This window comes from Mesorhizobium sp. L2C066B000 (assembly GCF_000502335.1).
Classification (GTDB): domain Bacteria; phylum Pseudomonadota; class Alphaproteobacteria; order Rhizobiales; family Rhizobiaceae; genus Mesorhizobium.
In genome coordinates this window covers 1-17105 of record NZ_AYWZ01000007.1, presented here as the reverse complement: position 1 = coordinate 17105, position 17105 = coordinate 1, and the positions used below count along the sequence as shown (strand labels likewise).

The window sequence follows — 17105 nt, the reverse complement described above, 5'->3', positions numbered from 1 at the left end:
ATGCCTCACCCGTCACGCCTGCGTCATCGGGTACTGCTCTTTCAACGCCTTCAGCACCTGGTCGCCTGGCATCGGCGCGCCGAACATGAAGCTTTGCACATATTCGCAGCCCATCTGGCGCAATTCCAGCGCATCGCTTTCGTCGGAAATGCCCTCGGCCACCACCGACAGGCCGAGTTCATGCGCCATGTTGACCATGGATTTGAGCAGCACCGCCCGCTTCGGCGTCGCGTCGTCGACGAAGCTCTTGTCGATCTTGATGGTGTCGAAGGGGAAGCGGGTCAGATAGGCGAGCGAGGAATAGCCGGTGCCGAAATCGTCCAGCGACAGGCCGATGCCGAGCTGCTTGAGTTTGGTCAGCACATGCGAGGTCTGCTCTGGATTGTCCATGACCAGCGATTCGGTAAGTTCGAGCCGGAAGCAGCGCGGCTTCAGATTGGCGCGGGCGATGACCGAGCGGACATCGCTGACCAGGTCGCGGCGGATCAGCTGGCGGCTGGACAGATTGACCGACACCGACAGCGGGGTGTCGCCGATCTGCTTTTGCCAGCCGGCGAGGTCTTCAGCCGCCTGCTGCATGGCAAACAGCCCAAGCTGCACGATCAGGCCACAGCTTTCGGCGACCGGAATGAAATCGCCGGGCGGGATCATGCCGCGGCGCGGATGGTCCCAACGCAGCAGCGCTTCGAAGCCGGCAATGCTGCCGTCCTCCAGCCGCACGATCGGCTGGTAGGCAAGGGTGAATTCGCGCCGCTCGATGGCGCGGCGCAGATCGGATTCGAATTGCAGCCGGTCGGTGCCGACGGTGCGGAAGGCCGGCCGGAACGGCTCGATCCTGTCGCCGCCGAAGCGCTTGGCCTGGTGCATGGCAAGCTCGGCGTCCTTGACCATGTCTTCTGCCGAAGTCTGCGCCGAGGTCCAGGTGATCAGGCCGATCGAGGCAGTCAGCACGATCTCGCGCTTGGCGAAGGTGATCGGGTTGTTGATGGCGTGCTTGATGGCGTCTGCCACCGCCGCGATGCGGGAGGGTTCCTGTTCGGAGAGCAGCATCAGGGCGAACTGGTCACCGGCAAAGCGCGACAGCGAATCCTTCGGTTTCAACAGCCGGTGCAAGCGGCGCGCAATGGTGAGCAGGATGGTGTCGCCGGCTGAGATGCCAAGCCCGTCATTGACCTGCTTGAAACGGTCGATGTCGATGACGAAGACGGTCGGGCGCACCTTCTCTTCGGTGCGCGCGATCGAGATGATGGCTTCCAGCCGGTTCATCAGAAGTTCGCGGTTGGGCAGGCCGGTCAGATTGTCGTGAACGGCATCGTGCAGCAGCCTTTCCTCGGACTTTTTCTGCTCGGTGACGTCGACCATGGTGCCGACGCAGCGAATCACTTCGCCGTCCGAGCCGATCACCGGCCGCGCCCGAAGCAAGAACCAGTGGTAGTGCCCGTCGGCGCCGCGCAGGCGGAAATTCTGCGAGACCCGGCCGCGCCGATGTTCGAGCACCACGTCGAGGGTGGTGCGGAACGTGTCGCGGTCGTCGGCATGCAGCACCGGCAGCCAGTTGCGGGCCGCACCCCCCAGGCTGTTGGGCGCCAGGCCAAGCTGGATGCTGACGTCGGGCTTGGTGACGACGCGGTCGCGCAGCACGTCCCAGTCCCACACCGTGTCGCCGGAGCCGGCGACGGCCAGCGCCTGGCGCTCAAGATCGGAGAACAGGCCCTGATGCAGCGCGCCGCCGGCAAAGGCATGCTGCATGACGGTGAAGCCGATCAAAAGGATGATCAGGATCAGCCCGCCGCCCAATGCCGGCTGGGCGATGTCGTTGTCGAGCATGCCGGTGATTGCCATCCACGACCCGCACAGCCATAGCAGCACCATCACCCAACTGGGCACCAGCATGATCGCACGGTCGTAACCACGAAGACCGAGCAGGATGATGAGGCCGAGCCCGGTCAGCGCGGTGGCGGCAAAGGACAGCCGGGCAATACCGGCGGCGACGGCCGGATCGATGATGGCCACACCCGCAATCAGCACCAGACCGAGGATCCAGACCAGCGCGCCATAGCTGAAATGGCCGTGCCACCGGTTGAGGTTGAGATAGGCGAACAGGAACACCACGAAGGTCGCCGCAAGCGCCACCTCCGTTCCCGCCCGCCACATCTGCTCGTTCCCGGGCGATATCTCTATGATCTTGTTTAGAAAGCCGAAATCGACGCAGATATAGGCAAGTACCGCCCACGCAAGTGCGGCTGTCGCCGGAAACATCGAGGTTCCCTTGACGACGAAAAGGATGGTCAGGAAGAGCGCCAGCAGCCCGGCGATGCCGATAACGATGCCGCGGAACAGCGTATAGGAATTGACCGAGTCCTTGTAGGCTTCCGGCTCCCATAGATAGACCTGCGGCAGCTTCGGCGAGGCGAGTTCGGCGATGAAGGTGATCACCGTTCCCGGGTTCAGCGTCACCCGGAACACGTCGGCGTCGGAGCTTGACTGGCGGTCGAGCGCGAAGCCCTCGCTGGGGGTGATCGCGGCGATGCGGGTGGCGCCGAGATCGGGCCAGAAGATGCCGGAATTCACCAGCCGGAAATGCGGCGCCACGATCAGCCGGTCGAGCTGCTGGTCGGTGGTGTTGGCGAGCGCGAACACCGCCCAGTCGCCGCTCGAGCGCGCGTCATTGGCCTCGACCTCGATGCGCCGCACGATGCCGTCGGGACCGGGCGCGGTCGACACCTGGAAGTTTTCGCCCTGATTGACGTAGATCTGGACGGCGCGCGACAGGTCGAGCGCGACATCGTCGCGGGCAATCTTGATCGGTTCGACGGCGAAGGCCGGGAGCGCCGCGCAAAGCGTGACGACAACCGCCAGAACAAAGGCCAACAGCGACCCGTTTCGCAGGAAATTCGTCAAAAATCAGTCCTTCGTTCCAGCGCCCGGCGGATCGTCCGCGATCCGGGCGTAGAGGTAGTGGTCCTGCCAGATGCCGTTGATCCTGAGGTAGGATCGCAGAAGTCCTTCGCGCCGGAATCCGGCTTTTTCAAGCACGCGGATCGACCGGACATTGTCGGGAATACAGGCAGCTTCGATCCGGTGCAACCTCAGCGTATCGAAGGCGAAGCGGCAGACCACCTTGACCGCGTCGGTCATCAGGCCGCGGCCGCCGAACCGCTCCCCGATCCAGTAGCCGACATGGCCGCTTTGCGAGACGCCGTGGCGGATATTGCCGAGCGTAATGCCGCCTGCAAGCTTGCCGCTCGCCTTCTCGAAGATGAAGAAGGCGATGGCGGTTCCCTGCGCATAGTCTTCGCGGTAGCGGCCGATGCGCAGCCGCCAGGCGGTGCGGTCGAGTTCATCGGGCGTCCAGCGCGGCTCCCACGGTTCGAGGAAGGCACGGCTTTCGCCGCGCACCGCCGACCATTCGCGATAGTCGTTGGTGTAGGGCACGCGCAGCATGACCCGGTCGCCTTTCAGTGCCGGCAGGTCACGGCGAAAGAAAGGGAGCGCGAACACCGGCGCTTGAAGGCTTAGACGGCGAGCTTGCGGGCCGTGGTGTGCGTGCCCGCAAGCGAATCGAGAATCGCCTCATAGGGCGCGAGCGTACCCACCGGTCCAACCGCAGTCAGCGTCGGCTTGGTCGAAAACAGCCGGGACGAAAGGTCGGTCAGCCGCTCGACGGTCAGCGCCGACAGCCGTTCCATCAACTCCTCCTTGGCGATCGGCCGGCCGAACAGAAGCAGCTGCCTGGCGATCTGCGAGGCGCGGCTGGCCGGGCTTTCAGCCGACATGATCAGGCCGGCGCGATATTGCGCGCGGGCGCGGTCGAGCTCTTCCTGAAGGATATTCTCGCCGGCCTTCTGCAGCTCGTCGATAATGACCGGCACCAGTTCGGCAATGTCGCTCTGCCCGGTCGCGGCATGAACGCCGAAGATGCCGGTATCGGAAAAACCCCAGTGGAAGGCATAGACCGAATAGCACAGGCCACGCTTTTCGCGGACCTCCTGGAACAGCCGGGACGACATGCCGCCGCCGAGGATCATCGACAGCACCTGCGAAGCGTAGAAATCGCGCACATGATAGGCTCGGCCTTCGAAGCCGAGCACGATCTGCGCGTCCATCAGGTCGCGATCCTCGCGGAAATCGCCGCCGACATACTGCGCATATTGCGGCATCGTGCTGTCGGACTTGCTGCGGAAACCGCCGAGCTGCTTTTCGACCTCGCGCACGAAATTGTCATGCTTGATGTCGCCGGCCGCGACGATCACCATCTTCTCGGCGCCATACTGGCGCTCGATGAAATCATGCAGCTGTTTGGAGGTGAAGGATTTGACGGTTTCCGGCGTGCCGAGGATCGAGCGGCCGATCGTCTGGTGGCGGAAGGCGGTCTCGGTGAAACGGTCGAAGACGATGTCGTCGGGCGTGTCGTGCGCGGCGCCGATCTCCTGCAGGATCACATGCTGCTCGCGCTCCAGTTCCTCCGGGTCGAATTCGGACTCCTGCAGGATATCGGCAAGGATATCCACCGCCAGCGGCACATCGTCGGACAGCACCCTGGCGTAATAGGACGTCGTCTCGACTGATGTGGCGGCATTGATCTCGCCGCCGACATCCTCGATTTCCGAGGCGATCTCGAAGGCCGTCCGCCTTTTCGTACCCTTGAAGGCCATATGCTCGAGCAGATGGGCCATTCCGTGCTCGTCGTCACGCTCATTGCGGGCGCCGGACTTGACCCAGGCGCCAAGGGCAACGGATTCGAGGCTTGGAAGGGTTTCGGTGGCGACTGTCAGGCCGTTCGACAGACGGCTTACCTCAACACCCATATGGCAAGTACTCCCTAACGCGCTGCCCTTGAGTGGCGGCTCACGTAATCTTCCACCATTTTCAGGTCGGATGGAAGTACCGTGTACTTTTCGTCGGCTGACATCAAGGACCCCAGCCATGCCGGCAGGGCCGGCGACACGCCGCAGGCGGCTTCGACCGCGGCCGGGAACTTGGCCGGGTGCGCCGTGCCCAGCACCACCATCGGCACTGCACCGTCAGCCTTGCCGGCGGCGACATGCACGGCCGCGGCCGTGTGCGGATCGAGCAGATAATTGCTGGATTCGAGCGTTGAACGGATGGTGGCGGCAACCTCGTCCATATCAGCGCGTCCGGCGTCGAATTCGGACCGCATCCGGTCGATTTCTGCGGTTTCGATGGTGAAGGCGCCGGATTGCTTGAGGCCGGCCATGTAACGCCGCACCGTCTCTGCGTTACGGTCGCAGGCCTCGAACAGCAGTCGCTCGAAGTTCGACGATACCTGGATGTCCATCGATGGCGACGTCGTCGCAAACACACCCTTGGTGCGGTATTCACCGGTCGCGAAAGTGCGCGCCAATATGTCGTTGTCGTTGGTGGCGACGATCAGCCGCTCGATCGGCAGGCCCATCTTCTTGGCGGCGTAACCGGCGAAAATGTCGCCGAAATTGCCGGTCGGCACGGTAAAGGAGACCGGCCTGTCCGGCGCGCCGAGCGAAAGCGCCGAGGAAAAATAATAGACGATCTGGGCCATGATGCGGGCCCAGTTGATCGAATTGACGCCCGACAGCGACACGCGATCACGAAAACGATGATCGTTGAACATATCCTTCAGCAGGCCCTGGCAATCGTCGAAATTGCCTTCGATCGCCAGCGCCTGGACGTTGGCGGCAGTCGATGTCGTCATCTGCCGCTGCTGCACCGGCGAGACGCGGCCATGCGGGAACATCACGAAAATGTCAGTTCGGTCGCGGCCGGCGAAGGCATCGATGGCGGCGCCGCCAGTGTCACCCGAGGTCGCGCCGACGATGGTGGCGCGCTGGCCACGCTCAGTCAGTACATGGTCCATCAGCCGGGCAAGCAGCTGCATGGCAACGTCCTTGAAGGCCAGCGTCGGACCGTGGAAGAGCTCGAGGATGAACGTGTTGGCGCCGGTCTGCACCAGCGGGCAGACGGCCCGGTGGCGGAAGGTGGCATAGGCTTCTCGCACCAGGCGCTCGAAGACGGGTGCGGCGATCTCGCCGCCGAGGAAGGGCGTCAGCACGCGGATGGCGAGGTCCGCATAGGGCAGGCCGCGCATGGCGCGGATCTCGGCTGCCGAAAACTGCGGCCATGTCTGCGGCACATAAAGCCCGCCGTCGCGGGCCAGCCCCGCCAGCACCGCATCGGCAAATCCAAGCACGGGCACATCCCCGCGGGTACTCACATAGCGCATCGTCAAAGGTCCATTGCTGCCGCCGGTTTCATCCACGGCAATTGGTTAATTTTCCGAGCCGCCTCAGTCGCATTTTTGCCGTGGCGTTGCTATACGTCACCAACTTTGCGAGAGGGAAGTGCAGTTTCATGGCGTTTCATAGGTTCAACCGTCGCTTTGTCGCGGGTCTGGCGCTAACGGGCTTTATGCTTGCCGCCGCCGGTTGCCAATCGAGCGACAATGGCATCCTCAATCTCGGTTTCGGCAAGAAGACCGACCCGAATGCGCCAATACCGCCTCAGGATCCCAAGGTTCTCGCCAGCCAGTTGCAGGCCTACTGCCCGAAAGTGACGGTGCGTGACGGCACCGCATACTTCAATACCTACGCCAAGGGCGCGCCGCAGCCGAAAAAGAAAAAGGCTGATGCAACACAGGATGCCGAGGCCGCTGCCGCCGCGCAGACGGCGCCTGACGGCTCCATCGTCGATCCGAACAAGGATCCGGCCAAGATCATCTACCAGGCCTCGATCAGCGATGTGAGCCGCGATTGCAGCCGTGCCAACGGCCAGTTGACGATGAAGGTTGGGGTTGCCGGCAAGATCGTGCCGGGACCGCTGTTCGCCCCCGGCACCATCACCATGCCGATCCGCATTGCCGTCATGCACGGCCCCGACGTACTTTATTCGCAGATCCACCCCTATCAGATCCAGGTCAGCGATCCCTCGACCGCCACCCAGTTCGTGTTCACCGATCCCAACGTCGTCGTGCCCGAACCCTCCGCCCGGGATTACACTGTCTATGCCGGCTATGACGACACCGCGCCGGCGGCGGTGGACAAGAAGTCCGGCAAGAAAAAGAAGCGCGCTCCCGCGACGAACTAAGCGCCTGGGCGCCGTCGCTGCTGCGACGGTGCCGGTCAACTCTTTGAAAGATCCAAACGATCCGATCGTAATCCTGCAGGCGTGCGCCTGCGGCAGGTCGCGTCTGCGCTTTAATCTCGATCCATTCCGCCAGCGCACTTGACTCATCCATATCCCGGCGGTTATACGTCAATCAATAGCTCGCAGGTTATTGATCTCGATGCCGGACGCCCACGATACTTTGTTCAGAACGCTTGCCGACCCGACCCGGCGGGCCATCTTCGAGCGCTTGTGCCGCCAAGGTGAGCAGACCGTGGGGGCGCTGACGGCGCAGTCCGGGGTTTCGCAACCGGCGGTGTCGAAGCATCTCGGCGTCCTGAAGCTGGCCGGGCTGGTGCGTGACCGCCACGCCGGACGCCAGACCCACTACAGCGCGCAGCCCGAGGCACTTGGTCCGCTGACCGACTGGACAGTTCAAATGACAGGATTCTGGGAGGGCCGCTTCGATGACCTCGAAAACCTGCTTAAAAGGATGGACCAGTGAGCAATCCCGAACTGCGCACCGTCGTCGTCGAACGTGAAATATCCTGGCCGGCGGAGAAGATCTGGCGCGCGTTGACGCAGCCGCATCTGATGGAGGAATGGCTCATGAAGAACGATTTCAAGCCTGTCGTCGGCCACAGCTTCAATCTTCGCGGCGACTGGGGCGGCGTGCTCGATTGCGAGGTCCTCGCCGTCGAGCAAGGCAGGACGCTGTCCTACAGCTGGGATTTTGCGCATGAGGATGCCGCCTACAATCTGAAGAGCGTGGTGACGTTCACGCTCACGCCCACCAGCAAGGGGACCCATCTGCGCGTCGAGCAGTCGGGTTTCCATCCGAGCCAGAAGCAGGCCTATGGCGGAGCCATGGCCGGGTGGCAGCAATTCCTCACCAAGCTGGAGCAGCTTCTGGCGAAGCCGGATTGAAGCCTGCCGGTACCATGCCCTGATCGCGGGGCACCGAATGCAAAAAGGAGGAAATCGATGAAGATCAAGCTGACCAGCGTCTATGTGGACAACCAGGACAACGCACTGCGCTTCTACACCGACGTGCTGGGCTTTGCTGTGAAGGCCGATTTCAGCAATGGGGCTTTTCGTTGGCTGACCGTCATCTCACCCGATGAGCCCGAGGGAGCCGAGCTACAGCTGGCGCTCAACGACAACCCGGCCGCCAAGGCCTACCAGCAGGCCATCTTCAAGCAGGGGCAGCCCGCGCTCATGCTGTTCACCGACGACGTCAAGGGTGATTACGAGCGCATCAAGGGACGCGGCGGTGCGTTCGCCATGGCGCCGACAGAAGTGACCGGCTCGACTATCGCCCAGCTCAACGACAGCTGCGGCAATCTCATCCAGATCACCCAACTGGCGCGTTGGTAGGCGCTGGTTTCAAGAGGAAGTTGCAATGAACTTGAGCAAATGGATACGTCAAACCCATCGTTGGCTGTCGATCATCTTCACGCTGACCGTGGCAGCCAATTTCATCACCATGGCGTTCGGGCAACCTCCGGCCTGGGTGGTCTATTCGCCGCTGCTGCCGCTATTCCTGCTGCTGTTCAGCGGCCTCTACATGTTCGTGCTGCCTTACGTCGCGAGATCGCGTGGCGAGCAGGGCGCGCAAGGGTAGGACATGGCCAAGGCGCCGGGAAAATCGAAGGTCGCAAAACCGGCCCCAGACAAGCCGGAAAAGCCGGTCCTGCTTTCGGGCGGCAACCCGCAGATCCCGAAGGCCTATGGGGACGCTCCGGTGCAGGCCTATATTGCTGCCATGCCGGGCTGGAAAAGCGATGTCGGGCGCTGGATCGACGCACTTATCGTCAGCGCCGTCCCCAGCGTCTGCAAGGCGGTGAAGTGGAACTCACCGTTCTATGGCATCGAGGGCGAGGGTTGGTTCCTCAGCCTGCATTGCTTCACCAGATACGTCAAAGTCGCCTTCTTTCGCGGCACGTCGCTCGATCCTGTGCCTCCCGGCGGTTCCAGGCAAAAGGAAGTGCGCTATCTCGACATCCATGAAGGCGAAGAGATCGACGAAGCCCGCTTCGCCTCCTGGGTGAGCCAGGCCAGCCGATTGCCCGGCGAGAAGATGTGAACGGAGGCAGACCATGAAGGTCAGCATGTCGAGCAAGGACGAGGGAGGCGCCTCTGCCTCCGAGCGGATAGATGCCCGAATCCGGGAGCTGGACGATTGGCGGGGCAAGACGTTGGCCAGCCTGCGCAAGACCATCCTCGACGCCGACCCGGAAATCATCGAGGAGTGGAAGTGGATGGGCAGCCCGGTATGGTCGCGCGACGGCATGATCGCCGTCGGCAACGCTCACAAGGACAAGGTGAAGCTGACCTTTTCTCACGGCGCCAGCCTGCCGGATCCCGACAGGCTGTTCAACAACGGGCTCAACGGCAAGGTGTGGCGCGCCATCGATGTGGCGGAGGGCGACGAGATCGATGCGGATGCGCTGAAAGCGCTCGTCCGTGCCGCGATTGCCTACAACAGGGCAAAGAAGAAACCGGCCAAGTCGGCCAAAGCCAAGGACTGATCGGTTCAGGCGTCCGACCATTCCGACAGAGCGGCAACCACACTTTTCAGTTCGGCCCAGCGGCGGATGACGGTTTCGGCGCCGGCTTCGGTCAGCACATCGGCATGGCCGGGATAGCTGTGCGCGGCGCCGGTGAAGCCGATCACGCGCATGCCAGCGGCCCTGGCGCCGGTGACGCCGTGCACCGAATCCTCGATGACGAAGATGTTTGCCGGATTGGCGTTGAGTTGCTGCGCCGCGATCAGGAACACATCCGGCGCGGGCTTGGTTTTCTTGCTTGGTATTTCCAGCGCTGAAAAAATCCGGCCGGCGAAGAACGGCAGCAGGCCCACTTTCTCGAGCATGAACTCGATCCGCTCCAAGCGTGAGTTCGAGCAGACGCAGCGCGGCGCGGTGACCGCGGCGACCGCCTCGCGCACGCCGTCGATGGCGCGCACGTCGCTGCGCAGTTTGCGGTCGACCAGCTCTTCGGCCCGGTCGATCATCGAGGCCTGGAACGGGATGGCGGATTTTTGCTCGACCCGCATCATGATGTCCTTGAAGGTCAGTCCGGCATAGGTTTCGGCGTATTCCTCAGCCGAGATTTCATATCCGGCCAAGGTCAGCAATTCGGCCTCGACGCGGGCTGCGATGATTTCGGAATCGACGAGCACGCCGTCGCAATCGAAGATGACAAGATCTGGCTGGGGCATGGCAATCCGAACGAGGGAGGGTGATGGAGGCCCGGCAAGGCTCAAGCGGCGCGACATACACCAACGGGCCGGGCTGCGCAAATTGACGACGTCAGGGCTGCCTGGACCGTTGCGTCCTTCACCGAATATTTACGCTGATCGGTAACCATAACGGGGAGTAAACAGTAACGCGTGCCTTGGGTGTAAAAATGTCTGCCGTGCGTCTTCTCGCCGACCTGTCCCACGCCCCCCAGCAATCCGAGTGGCTGGACACGATCCTCAAGGGCGATTGTGTCGCCGCGCTCGACCGGCTGCCGGAAAAATCCATCGACGTCATCTTCGCCGATCCGCCTTACAATCTGCAACTCGACGGCGATTTGCACCGGCCCGACCAGTCCAAGGTCGACGCCGTCGACGATGACTGGGACCAGTTCGAGAGTTTCGAGGCCTATGACGCCTTCACCCGCGCCTGGCTCCTGGCGGCACGCCGCGTGCTGAAGCCGAATGGCACCATCTGGGTCATCGGCTCCTACCACAACATCTTCCGCGTCGGCGCCAAGATGCAGGATCTCGGCTTCTGGATCCTCAACGATGTCGTCTGGCGCAAGACCAACCCAATGCCTAATTTCCGCGGTCGCCGCTTCCAGAACGCGCATGAGACCATGATCTGGGCCTCGCGCGACCAGAAGGGCAAGGGCTATACCTTCAACTACGAAGCCATGAAGGCATCGAACGACGACATCCAGATGCGCTCCGACTGGCTGTTCCCGATCTGCACTGGCGGCGAGCGGCTGAAGAACGACAATGGCGACAAGCTGCATCCGACGCAGAAGCCGGAAGCGCTGCTCGCCCGCATCATGATGGCCTCGACCAAGCCGGGCGACATCGTGCTCGACCCGTTTTTCGGCTCCGGCACCACCGGCGCCGTGGCCAAGCGGCTTGGCCGCCATTTCGTCGGCATCGAGCGCGAACAGGCCTATATCGACGCCGCCAATGAGCGCATCGATGCGGTGCGGCCGCTGGAAAGCGCCGATCTCGCCGTGCTCACCGGCAAGCGCGCCGAGCCGCGCGTCGCCTTTGTCAGCCTCATCGATACCGGGCTTATGCAGCCCGGCGCCACGCTTTACGATGCCAAGAAGCGCTGGTCGGCCAAGGTACGCGCCGACGGCACGGTTGCCATCGGTGACAGCGCCGGCTCGATCCACAAGATCGGCGCCGAAGTGCAGGGCCTGGACGCCTGCAACGGCTGGACCTTCTGGCACTATGAGCGCTCGGGCGGCCTGACCCCGATCGACGAACTGCGCCGCATCGCCAGGCTCGGCATGGAACGGGCAGGGGCCTGACGCTACCACATAAAGGTCGGCGCCCTACGGCGCCCCCCTCTGGCCTGCCGGCCATCTCCCCCACGAGGGGGGAGATCGCGCGCTTCATTGTTTTCGCCAACCTTTAACGTTGTAAGAAAGAGCCGTCGGCGAGGCTGCCAATCTCCCCCCTCGTGGGGGAGATGCCCGGCAGGGCAGAGGGGGGCGCCATAAAGCGCTACCTCGACCCCTCTGCGTAGCTCAGGTCGCGATGCCATACCGCTCAAGGTCCGCCTTGAGCGTTTTTGCATCTGTGAACAGCACAGCATTCCAGCCAGCCGCCCTGGCTCCGTCGACATTCCTGGGGCTGTCGTCGATGAACAGCGTGGCGGAGGGCTCCAGGCCGAACGCGACCACGTGATGGTCGTAGATGGCGCGGTCGGGCTTGATCTCACGGATATCGGCCGACACGGTCACGCCGCGCGGGCGGCTAAGGAAATCGAAGCGCAGTCTTGCCTCGGCAAGCGTGTCGGCGGCGAAGTTCGTCAGCATGGTCACGTCGCGGCCGCTCTCGATCAGGCCGAGCATGATGGCGACGCTGTCCTCATAGGCATGCGGCACCATGTCGTTCCAATAGCGCCGGAAATTGCGAATGTTTTCAGCATGATCCGGGTAATCCGCGATCAGCAGCGCTTCCGCCTCTTCCCACGTCCGGCCACGATCCTGCTCGATGTTCCAGTCATGCGTGCAGACATTGTCGAAGAACCACTTGCGCTCTTCGGCATCGGGAATGAGGCGGCTGAACGGAATGTTCGGATCGTAGTGGAGCAAGACGCGGCCGATGTCGAACACGATATGGCGGATTTCACTCATTTCTGGCCTTTCAAAGCGAATGCTAGTCAATTGGGCGGTGTTTTTTGGTTGCGCCCGGTATCGCTGCTTCGATGACCTTTTTCATGACGGTCGGCAGCGCTTCTCCGGAAATGTCATGGGCCAGCGACCAGAAATGCCCTTCCGGCGCATCACTTTTCACTTGAGCGTGAAAAACTTCGAGCTCGAGCGCGAAATGGGTGAAGACATGCGCGATCTCTCCAGCGCGCCGCCAGTCGGCAGGGAAGGGCGCTGCCTCCGAAGTGGTTGCACCGTCGATCCGCGCTGTCCAACCTGTGGTCGGCACCTCGGTCATGCCGCCGAGCAGGCCCTTGTCAGGCCGCTTGCGCAACAGGATGGCGCCGTCGCCGCGCTCGGCGACGAAGGCGGCACCCCGCCTGAGTGGTTTGTCGACCTTGGGCAGGCGGACCGGAAAGCGCTCGGGGTCGCCGGACAGGATGGCGCTGCAATCCTCGCGCACCGGGCACAGCATGCAGCGCGGCCGTCTTGGCGTGCAGATCGTGGCGCCAAGGTCCATCATTGCCTGGGCGAAGTCGCCCGGCCTTGTCTGCGGAACCAGTCTTGCGACGAGCGCGCGGATTTCAGGCTTTGCCTCGCTGAGCCGCGTTGCGATCGAATAGAGCCGCGAGATGACACGTTCGACATTGCCGTCGACGACCGCCGCCGGACGGTCGAAGGCGATCGCCGCGATCGCCGCCGCCGTATAGGCGCCGATCCCCGGCAATTCCCTCAATCCCGTTTCGTTGTCGGGAAAACGGCCGCCCTGGCTCGCAACCAGATCGGCGCAGGCCTTGAGGTTGCGCGCCCGTGAATAATAGCCGAGCCCGGCCCAGGCCTTCATCACATCCTCGGCCGGCGCAGCCGCCAGCGCCTTCACATCAGGCCATTTCTCGACAAAGGCGCGAAAATAGGATTTTACCGCTTCGACCGTGGTCTGCTGCAGCATCACTTCCGAAAGCCAGATGCGATAGGGGTCCGGCCGTGCACCGCCGGCCGCGGCGTGCGGCGTGATCCGCCACGGCAGTTCGCGATGGTGCGCGTCGTACCAGGCAAGCAGACGCGCGGCGATCTCTCCCGATAGAGTTGGTCCGGATGCGGCCTTGCGGGTCTGTTCGTGCAGTGCCATTGATCGCGGGCTGGCTCTAGGCTGGTGAGGAGCGTGGCTGGAGAACGTACATGGCAGGGAGAACGCCTTACGGCAATCCCGTTCCGGTGAGCGATCTCGCGACCGCGATCCTCGACCCCGTGCTGCGCAAGCGGGCCGGCATTTCGATCGGGCTGGTGCAGTCATGGGAAGAGATCGCCGGCCCCAGGCTCGCCGGCCATTCGCGCCCCGAAAAAATCCAGTGGCCGCGCCGCATGCATGAGGACGATCCGTTCGAGCCGGCGGTGCTGGTCATCGCCTGCGAGGGCATGGCCGCGCTGCACCTACAGCACGAGACCGGCGAGATCATCAACCGCGTCAATGCCTTTCTCGGCTTCAACGCGATCGGCAGGATCCGGATCGTGCAAAAGCCGGTGCTGAGGGACAAAGCCCGGCCGAAACCGACGCCGAGAGCACTGACTTCCGTCGAAAAGGCCAAATTGTCCGATACCGTCGGCAAGATCGAGGATGAAGGCTTGCGCGCCTCGCTGGAGCGTCTTGGCGCCACAATTCTTGGCCAAAGGAAGCGGCCAAGGTAATCAACCGGTAATCAGTCGGTCATGAACGCGTCATCTATCTCGCGCATTCGTGATCCTGCATGTAGAGTTTGGCGATTGGAATGGGGACGGCGATGCCTTAATTCCCGCCAACTCTCGCCTTTTCTAGCCTTTGCGTTGCAAAATCAAACCACAGTCAGGTGATTCGCATGAACCGTAGCTTGTCCCGCAGAAACCTCCTGTCTTCGCTGGCCGTCATTCCGGCAGTGGCTATGCTCGCCGCATGCAGCGATTCAGGCGAGGATGCCAAAGCAGCGGATGTGAAGCCTGCGGCTCCCGCGGTGCCTGCTTCGACGCCTGCCACTCCGGCCGCCGTCAAGGTCCCGGAGTCTTCCGGCAATGTCGACATGGCCGAACTGCTGAAGCCCGGCGCTTTGCCCGACAAGCAGCTCGGCAAGGATGACGCCAAGGTCACCATCGTCGAATATGCTTCGATGACCTGCCCGCATTGTGCGCATTTCGCGGCGACCACCTTCCCTGAGTTGAAGACCAAATACATCGACACCGGCAAGGCGCGTTACATCCTGCGCGAATTCCCGTTCGATCCGAGCGCCGAGGCCGGTTTCATGCTGGCGCGCTGTTCGAAGGACAATTATTTCCCGATGGTCGACGTGCTGTTCAAGCAGCAGGCCAACTGGGTCGGCGTCAACAATACCAAGGATGCGCTGCTGCAGATCTCCAAGCTCGCCGGTTTTACACAGGAGTCCTTCGAGGCCTGCTTGACGGACCAGAAACTTCTGGACGATGTGAGATCGGTCCAGAAGCGCGGCGCCGATGAATTCAAGGTCGACTCGACGCCGACCTTCTTCATCAACGGGAAAACCTACAAAGGTGCGATGTCGATTGAGGAAATATCGGCCATCATCGACCCTCTGCTCTGACGTCCAGGCGGCGCCGGAGCGACTGCGCTTCGGCGTCAGCGCACCTTTGTGCCTTCCAGGCAGGCGCGAATGAAGTTTTCGCGCCTTCGCCTCCTCGGCTTCAAGTCCTTCGTCGAACCCGGCGAGTTCGTCATCGAACGTGGCCTGACCGGCATTGTCGGGCCGAATGGCTGCGGCAAGTCGAACCTTGTCGAGGCGATGCGCTGGGTGATGGGCGAAAGCTCATACAAGAACATGCGCGCGTCCGGCATGGACGACGTGATCTTTTCCGGCTCGGGAACGCGCCCGGCCCGCAACACCGCCGAAGTCACGCTGTTCCTCGACAATAGCGACCGGACCGCGCCCGCCGCCTTCAACGACGCCGATGAATTGCAAGTGTCGCGCCGCATCGAGCGCGAAGCCGGCTCGCTCTACCGCATCAACGGCAAGGAAGCCCGCGCCAAGGACGTGCAGCTTCTGTTCGCCGACCAGTCGACCGGCGCGCGCTCGCCTTCCATGGTCGGACAGGGCCGCATCGGCGAACTGATCCAGGCCAAGCCGCAGGCGCGCCGCGCGTTGCTCGAAGAAGCCGCCGGCATTTCCGGCCTGCACACGCGCCGTCACGAGGCCGAGCTTCGGCTGAAGGCGGCCGAACAGAATCTGGAACGGCTGGACGATGTCGTCGGCGAACTGGAGAGCCAGATCGAAAGCCTTAAGCGCCAGGCGCGCCAGGCATCGCGCTTCAAGAACCTGTCGGCCGATATCCGCAAGGCGGAAGCCACGCTCTTGCATCTGCGCTGGACTTTGGCCAAAACCCAGGAGGGCGATGCGCGGTCGGCGCTGGCGGTTGCCACAGCTCTGGTCGGCGACCGCGCCGCCGCCCAGATGGCTGCCGCCCGGGAGCAAGGCATCGGCGCCCACCGGCTGCCGGACCTGCGTGACGCCGAGGCCGCGGCTGCCGCCGCCTTCCAGCGCCTGTCGATCGCCAAGGCGCAGATCGAGGAGGAGGCAGGCCGCATCCGCGCCCGCCAGGCCGAACTCGAGCGCCGGCTGCAGCAGCTCGACGGCGACATCGCGCGCGAAGAGCGCATGGTGCGCGACAATGCGGATATTCTTGAGCGCCTGCGCGAGGAAGAAGCCACGCTCAATTCCGAAAATGCCGGCGCCGCCGAACGCGAGGCCACGACGCGGGCCGCTTTCGAGCAGGCCGGCGCAACGCTGTCGCAGAGCGAAGCCAAGCTCGCTGCGCTAACCGCCGAACGCGCCGAGGCCGCCGCCGCGCGCAATCAGATCGAACGCACGCTGCGCGAAAACGCCGAACGCCGCGATCGCTTTGCCCGCCATCTGGCCGATGTCGACCGCGAATTGTCCGAGATTATGTCGAAGGTTGCGGGCTTGCCCGATCCCGCCGAGAAGCGCGCTCTGGTCGAGGACGCGCTCGCCCGGTTGGAGGAGGCCGAGGCCGGCGCCATTGCTGCCGAACAGGCGGTCGCCGAGGCGCGCGCCACCGAGAGTGCCGCCCGTCCGCCGCTGCAGGATGCCAGGGCCGAACTCGCCGGCATCGAGACCGAAGCTCGCACGCTGGCCAAGATCCTCAATGCCGCCAGCGGCGATCTTTTCCCGTCGGTGCTGGAGCAACTCAGCGTCGAACGCGGCTATGAGACGGCCCTTGGTGCTGCGCTTGGCGAGGATCTCGACGTGCCGCTCGACCGCAGCGCGCCGGTGCACTGGGGCGAAAGCCAGGTTCAACCAGGCGATGCGGCCTTGCCGGAAGGCCTCAAGAGCCTCGCCAGCGTGGTGCGCGCGCCTTCGCAGCTTGCCCGCCGGTTGGCGCAGATCGGCATCGTCGATGCCGCCGACGGCAAACGCCTGCAGACGCTGCTTGCCCCCGGCCAGCGGCTGGTCAGCCGTGACGGCGCGCTGTGGCGCTGGGACGGGCTGACCGCCAGCGCCGATGCACCCACCGCGGCCGCGCAAAGGCTGGCGCAGAAGAACCGGCTGGCCGAGCTCGATGCCGAGGCGGTGCAGGCGACGCAGATCATGCGCGAGGCA

The 17105-nt window shown here is 63.4% G+C and carries 18 protein-coding genes; 11 read left to right on the top strand and 7 right to left on the bottom strand.

The features are described 5' to 3' along the window. Nucleotides 1–12 precede the first annotated feature (12 nt). The 4 genes from X733_RS149525 to thrC are packed head-to-tail and all read right to left on the bottom strand — an operon-like array spanning nt 13 to nt 6220. On the bottom strand, nt 13–2901 hold the full coding sequence (locus X733_RS149525; protein WP_023706671.1) for an EAL domain-containing protein: 2889 nt from the start codon (nt 2899–2901) through the stop codon (nt 13–15). Between the two features lie 3 nt (nt 2902–2904). Beyond that, nucleotides 2905–3501 carry a GNAT family protein gene (locus X733_RS149530; protein WP_023668403.1) on the bottom strand — a complete coding sequence of 199 codons (597 nt, stop codon included), beginning with the start codon at nt 3499–3501 and terminating at the stop codon, nt 2905–2907. Between the two features lie 14 nt (nt 3502–3515). Continuing rightward, the gene (locus tag X733_RS149535; RefSeq protein WP_023668402.1) at nt 3516–4808 is read right to left on the bottom strand and encodes a pitrilysin family protein; all 1293 of its coding nucleotides are present in this window, start codon (nt 4806–4808) and stop codon (nt 3516–3518) included. 14 nt (nt 4809–4822) lie between these two features. Further along, nucleotides 4823–6220, bottom strand: a complete 1398-nt coding sequence (thrC, locus tag X733_RS149540; RefSeq protein ID WP_023740714.1) for a threonine synthase — start codon at nt 6218–6220, stop codon at nt 4823–4825. A 128-nt stretch (nt 6221–6348) separates the two neighbouring features. Between thrC and X733_RS149545 the strand changes: the two genes are divergently transcribed. The 7 genes from X733_RS149545 to X733_RS149575 all read left to right on the top strand — a co-directional run bounded on the left by X733_RS149545 (nt 6349) and on the right by X733_RS149575 (nt 9629). Beyond that, nucleotides 6349–7080, top strand: a complete 732-nt coding sequence (locus X733_RS149545) for a hypothetical protein (RefSeq protein ID WP_023740715.1) — start codon at nt 6349–6351, stop codon at nt 7078–7080. 199 nt (nt 7081–7279) lie between these two features. Continuing rightward, nucleotides 7280–7603 carry a metalloregulator ArsR/SmtB family transcription factor gene (locus X733_RS149550; protein ID WP_023740716.1) on the top strand — a complete coding sequence of 108 codons (324 nt, stop codon included), beginning with the start codon at nt 7280–7282 and terminating at the stop codon, nt 7601–7603. Continuing rightward, entirely contained in the window at nt 7600–8025 is a 426-nt protein-coding gene (locus tag X733_RS149555; RefSeq protein WP_023740717.1) for an SRPBCC domain-containing protein, read from the top strand. Before X733_RS149550 ends, X733_RS149555 begins: the two co-directional genes overlap by 4 nt. Nucleotides 8026–8082: 57 nt before the next feature. Then, the gene (locus X733_RS149560; protein WP_023687162.1) at nt 8083–8475 is read left to right on the top strand and encodes a VOC family protein; all 393 of its coding nucleotides are present in this window, start codon (nt 8083–8085) and stop codon (nt 8473–8475) included. A 25-nt stretch (nt 8476–8500) separates the two neighbouring features. After that, nucleotides 8501–8722: a hypothetical protein gene (locus X733_RS149565; RefSeq protein ID WP_023668396.1), complete on the top strand. Its 222-nt coding sequence runs from the start codon at nt 8501–8503 to the stop codon at nt 8720–8722. Between the two features lie 3 nt (nt 8723–8725). Continuing rightward, complete coding sequence (locus X733_RS149570; protein WP_023668395.1) at nt 8726–9184, top strand: DUF1801 domain-containing protein; 459 nt, start codon at nt 8726–8728, stop codon at nt 9182–9184. Nucleotides 9185–9197: 13 nt separating this feature from the next. Continuing rightward, complete coding sequence (locus X733_RS149575; RefSeq protein ID WP_023668394.1) at nt 9198–9629, top strand: DUF1801 domain-containing protein; 432 nt, start codon at nt 9198–9200, stop codon at nt 9627–9629. Nucleotides 9630–9634: 5 nt separating this feature from the next. Here the strand turns inward: X733_RS149575 and X733_RS149580 are convergent, their stop codons facing one another. Beyond that, the gene (locus X733_RS149580; RefSeq protein ID WP_023740718.1) at nt 9635–10321 is read right to left on the bottom strand and encodes an HAD family hydrolase; all 687 of its coding nucleotides are present in this window, start codon (nt 10319–10321) and stop codon (nt 9635–9637) included. A 188-nt stretch (nt 10322–10509) separates the two neighbouring features. Between X733_RS149580 and X733_RS149585 the strand changes: the two genes are divergently transcribed. Beyond that, nucleotides 10510–11643, top strand: coding sequence for a site-specific DNA-methyltransferase (locus X733_RS149585; protein WP_023687165.1), 1134 nt, complete (start codon nt 10510–10512; stop codon nt 11641–11643). A 219-nt stretch (nt 11644–11862) separates the two neighbouring features. On the opposite strand, the gene X733_RS149590 is transcribed toward X733_RS149585, so the two are convergent. Both X733_RS149590 and mutY read right to left on the bottom strand, forming a co-directional pair. Next, entirely contained in the window at nt 11863–12474 is a 612-nt protein-coding gene (locus X733_RS149590) for an HAD family phosphatase (RefSeq protein WP_023818955.1), read from the bottom strand. A gap of 22 nt (nt 12475–12496) precedes the next feature. Further along, the gene (gene mutY, locus X733_RS149595) at nt 12497–13618 is read right to left on the bottom strand and encodes an A/G-specific adenine glycosylase (protein WP_023668390.1); all 1122 of its coding nucleotides are present in this window, start codon (nt 13616–13618) and stop codon (nt 12497–12499) included. Nucleotides 13619–13668: 50 nt separating this feature from the next. Here mutY and X733_RS149600 point away from each other — a divergent pair, with 50 nt between their 5' ends. The 3 genes from X733_RS149600 to X733_RS149610 form a co-directional block, all read left to right on the top strand. Further along, nucleotides 13669–14175, top strand: a complete 507-nt coding sequence (locus tag X733_RS149600) for a DUF721 domain-containing protein (RefSeq protein ID WP_023687168.1) — start codon at nt 13669–13671, stop codon at nt 14173–14175. A gap of 167 nt (nt 14176–14342) precedes the next feature. Further along, nucleotides 14343–15074, top strand: coding sequence for a DsbA family protein (locus X733_RS149605; protein ID WP_023687169.1), 732 nt, complete (start codon nt 14343–14345; stop codon nt 15072–15074). Between the two features lie 69 nt (nt 15075–15143). Beyond that, on the top strand, nt 15144–17105 hold a 1962-nt coding region (locus tag X733_RS149610), incomplete at its 3' end, for a chromosome segregation SMC family protein (RefSeq protein WP_023818954.1).

Excerpts from the sequence above, each read along its gene's own strand:
- X733_RS149535 (WP_023668402.1), bottom strand. The coding sequence starts at position 4,808 with ATGGGTGTTGAGGTAAGCCGTCTGTCGAACGGCCTGACAGTCGCCACC.
- thrC (WP_023740714.1), bottom strand. The coding sequence starts at position 6,220 with ATGCGCTATGTGAGTACCCGCGGGGATGTGCCCGTGCTTGGATTTGCC.
- X733_RS149545 (WP_023740715.1), top strand. The coding sequence starts at position 6,349 with ATGGCGTTTCATAGGTTCAACCGTCGCTTTGTCGCGGGTCTGGCGCTA.
- X733_RS149550 (WP_023740716.1), top strand. The coding sequence starts at position 7,280 with ATGCCGGACGCCCACGATACTTTGTTCAGAACGCTTGCCGACCCGACC.
- X733_RS149560 (WP_023687162.1), top strand. The coding sequence starts at position 8,083 with ATGAAGATCAAGCTGACCAGCGTCTATGTGGACAACCAGGACAACGCA.
- X733_RS149565 (WP_023668396.1), top strand. The coding sequence starts at position 8,501 with ATGAACTTGAGCAAATGGATACGTCAAACCCATCGTTGGCTGTCGATC.
- X733_RS149570 (WP_023668395.1), top strand. The coding sequence starts at position 8,726 with ATGGCCAAGGCGCCGGGAAAATCGAAGGTCGCAAAACCGGCCCCAGAC.
- X733_RS149575 (WP_023668394.1), top strand. The coding sequence starts at position 9,198 with ATGAAGGTCAGCATGTCGAGCAAGGACGAGGGAGGCGCCTCTGCCTCC.
- X733_RS149580 (WP_023740718.1), bottom strand. The coding sequence starts at position 10,321 with ATGCCCCAGCCAGATCTTGTCATCTTCGATTGCGACGGCGTGCTCGTC.
- X733_RS149585 (WP_023687165.1), top strand. The coding sequence starts at position 10,510 with ATGTCTGCCGTGCGTCTTCTCGCCGACCTGTCCCACGCCCCCCAGCAA.
- X733_RS149590 (WP_023818955.1), bottom strand. The coding sequence starts at position 12,474 with ATGAGTGAAATCCGCCATATCGTGTTCGACATCGGCCGCGTCTTGCTC.
- mutY (WP_023668390.1), bottom strand. The coding sequence starts at position 13,618 with ATGGCACTGCACGAACAGACCCGCAAGGCCGCATCCGGACCAACTCTA.
- X733_RS149600 (WP_023687168.1), top strand. The coding sequence starts at position 13,669 with ATGGCAGGGAGAACGCCTTACGGCAATCCCGTTCCGGTGAGCGATCTC.
- X733_RS149605 (WP_023687169.1), top strand. The coding sequence starts at position 14,343 with ATGAACCGTAGCTTGTCCCGCAGAAACCTCCTGTCTTCGCTGGCCGTC.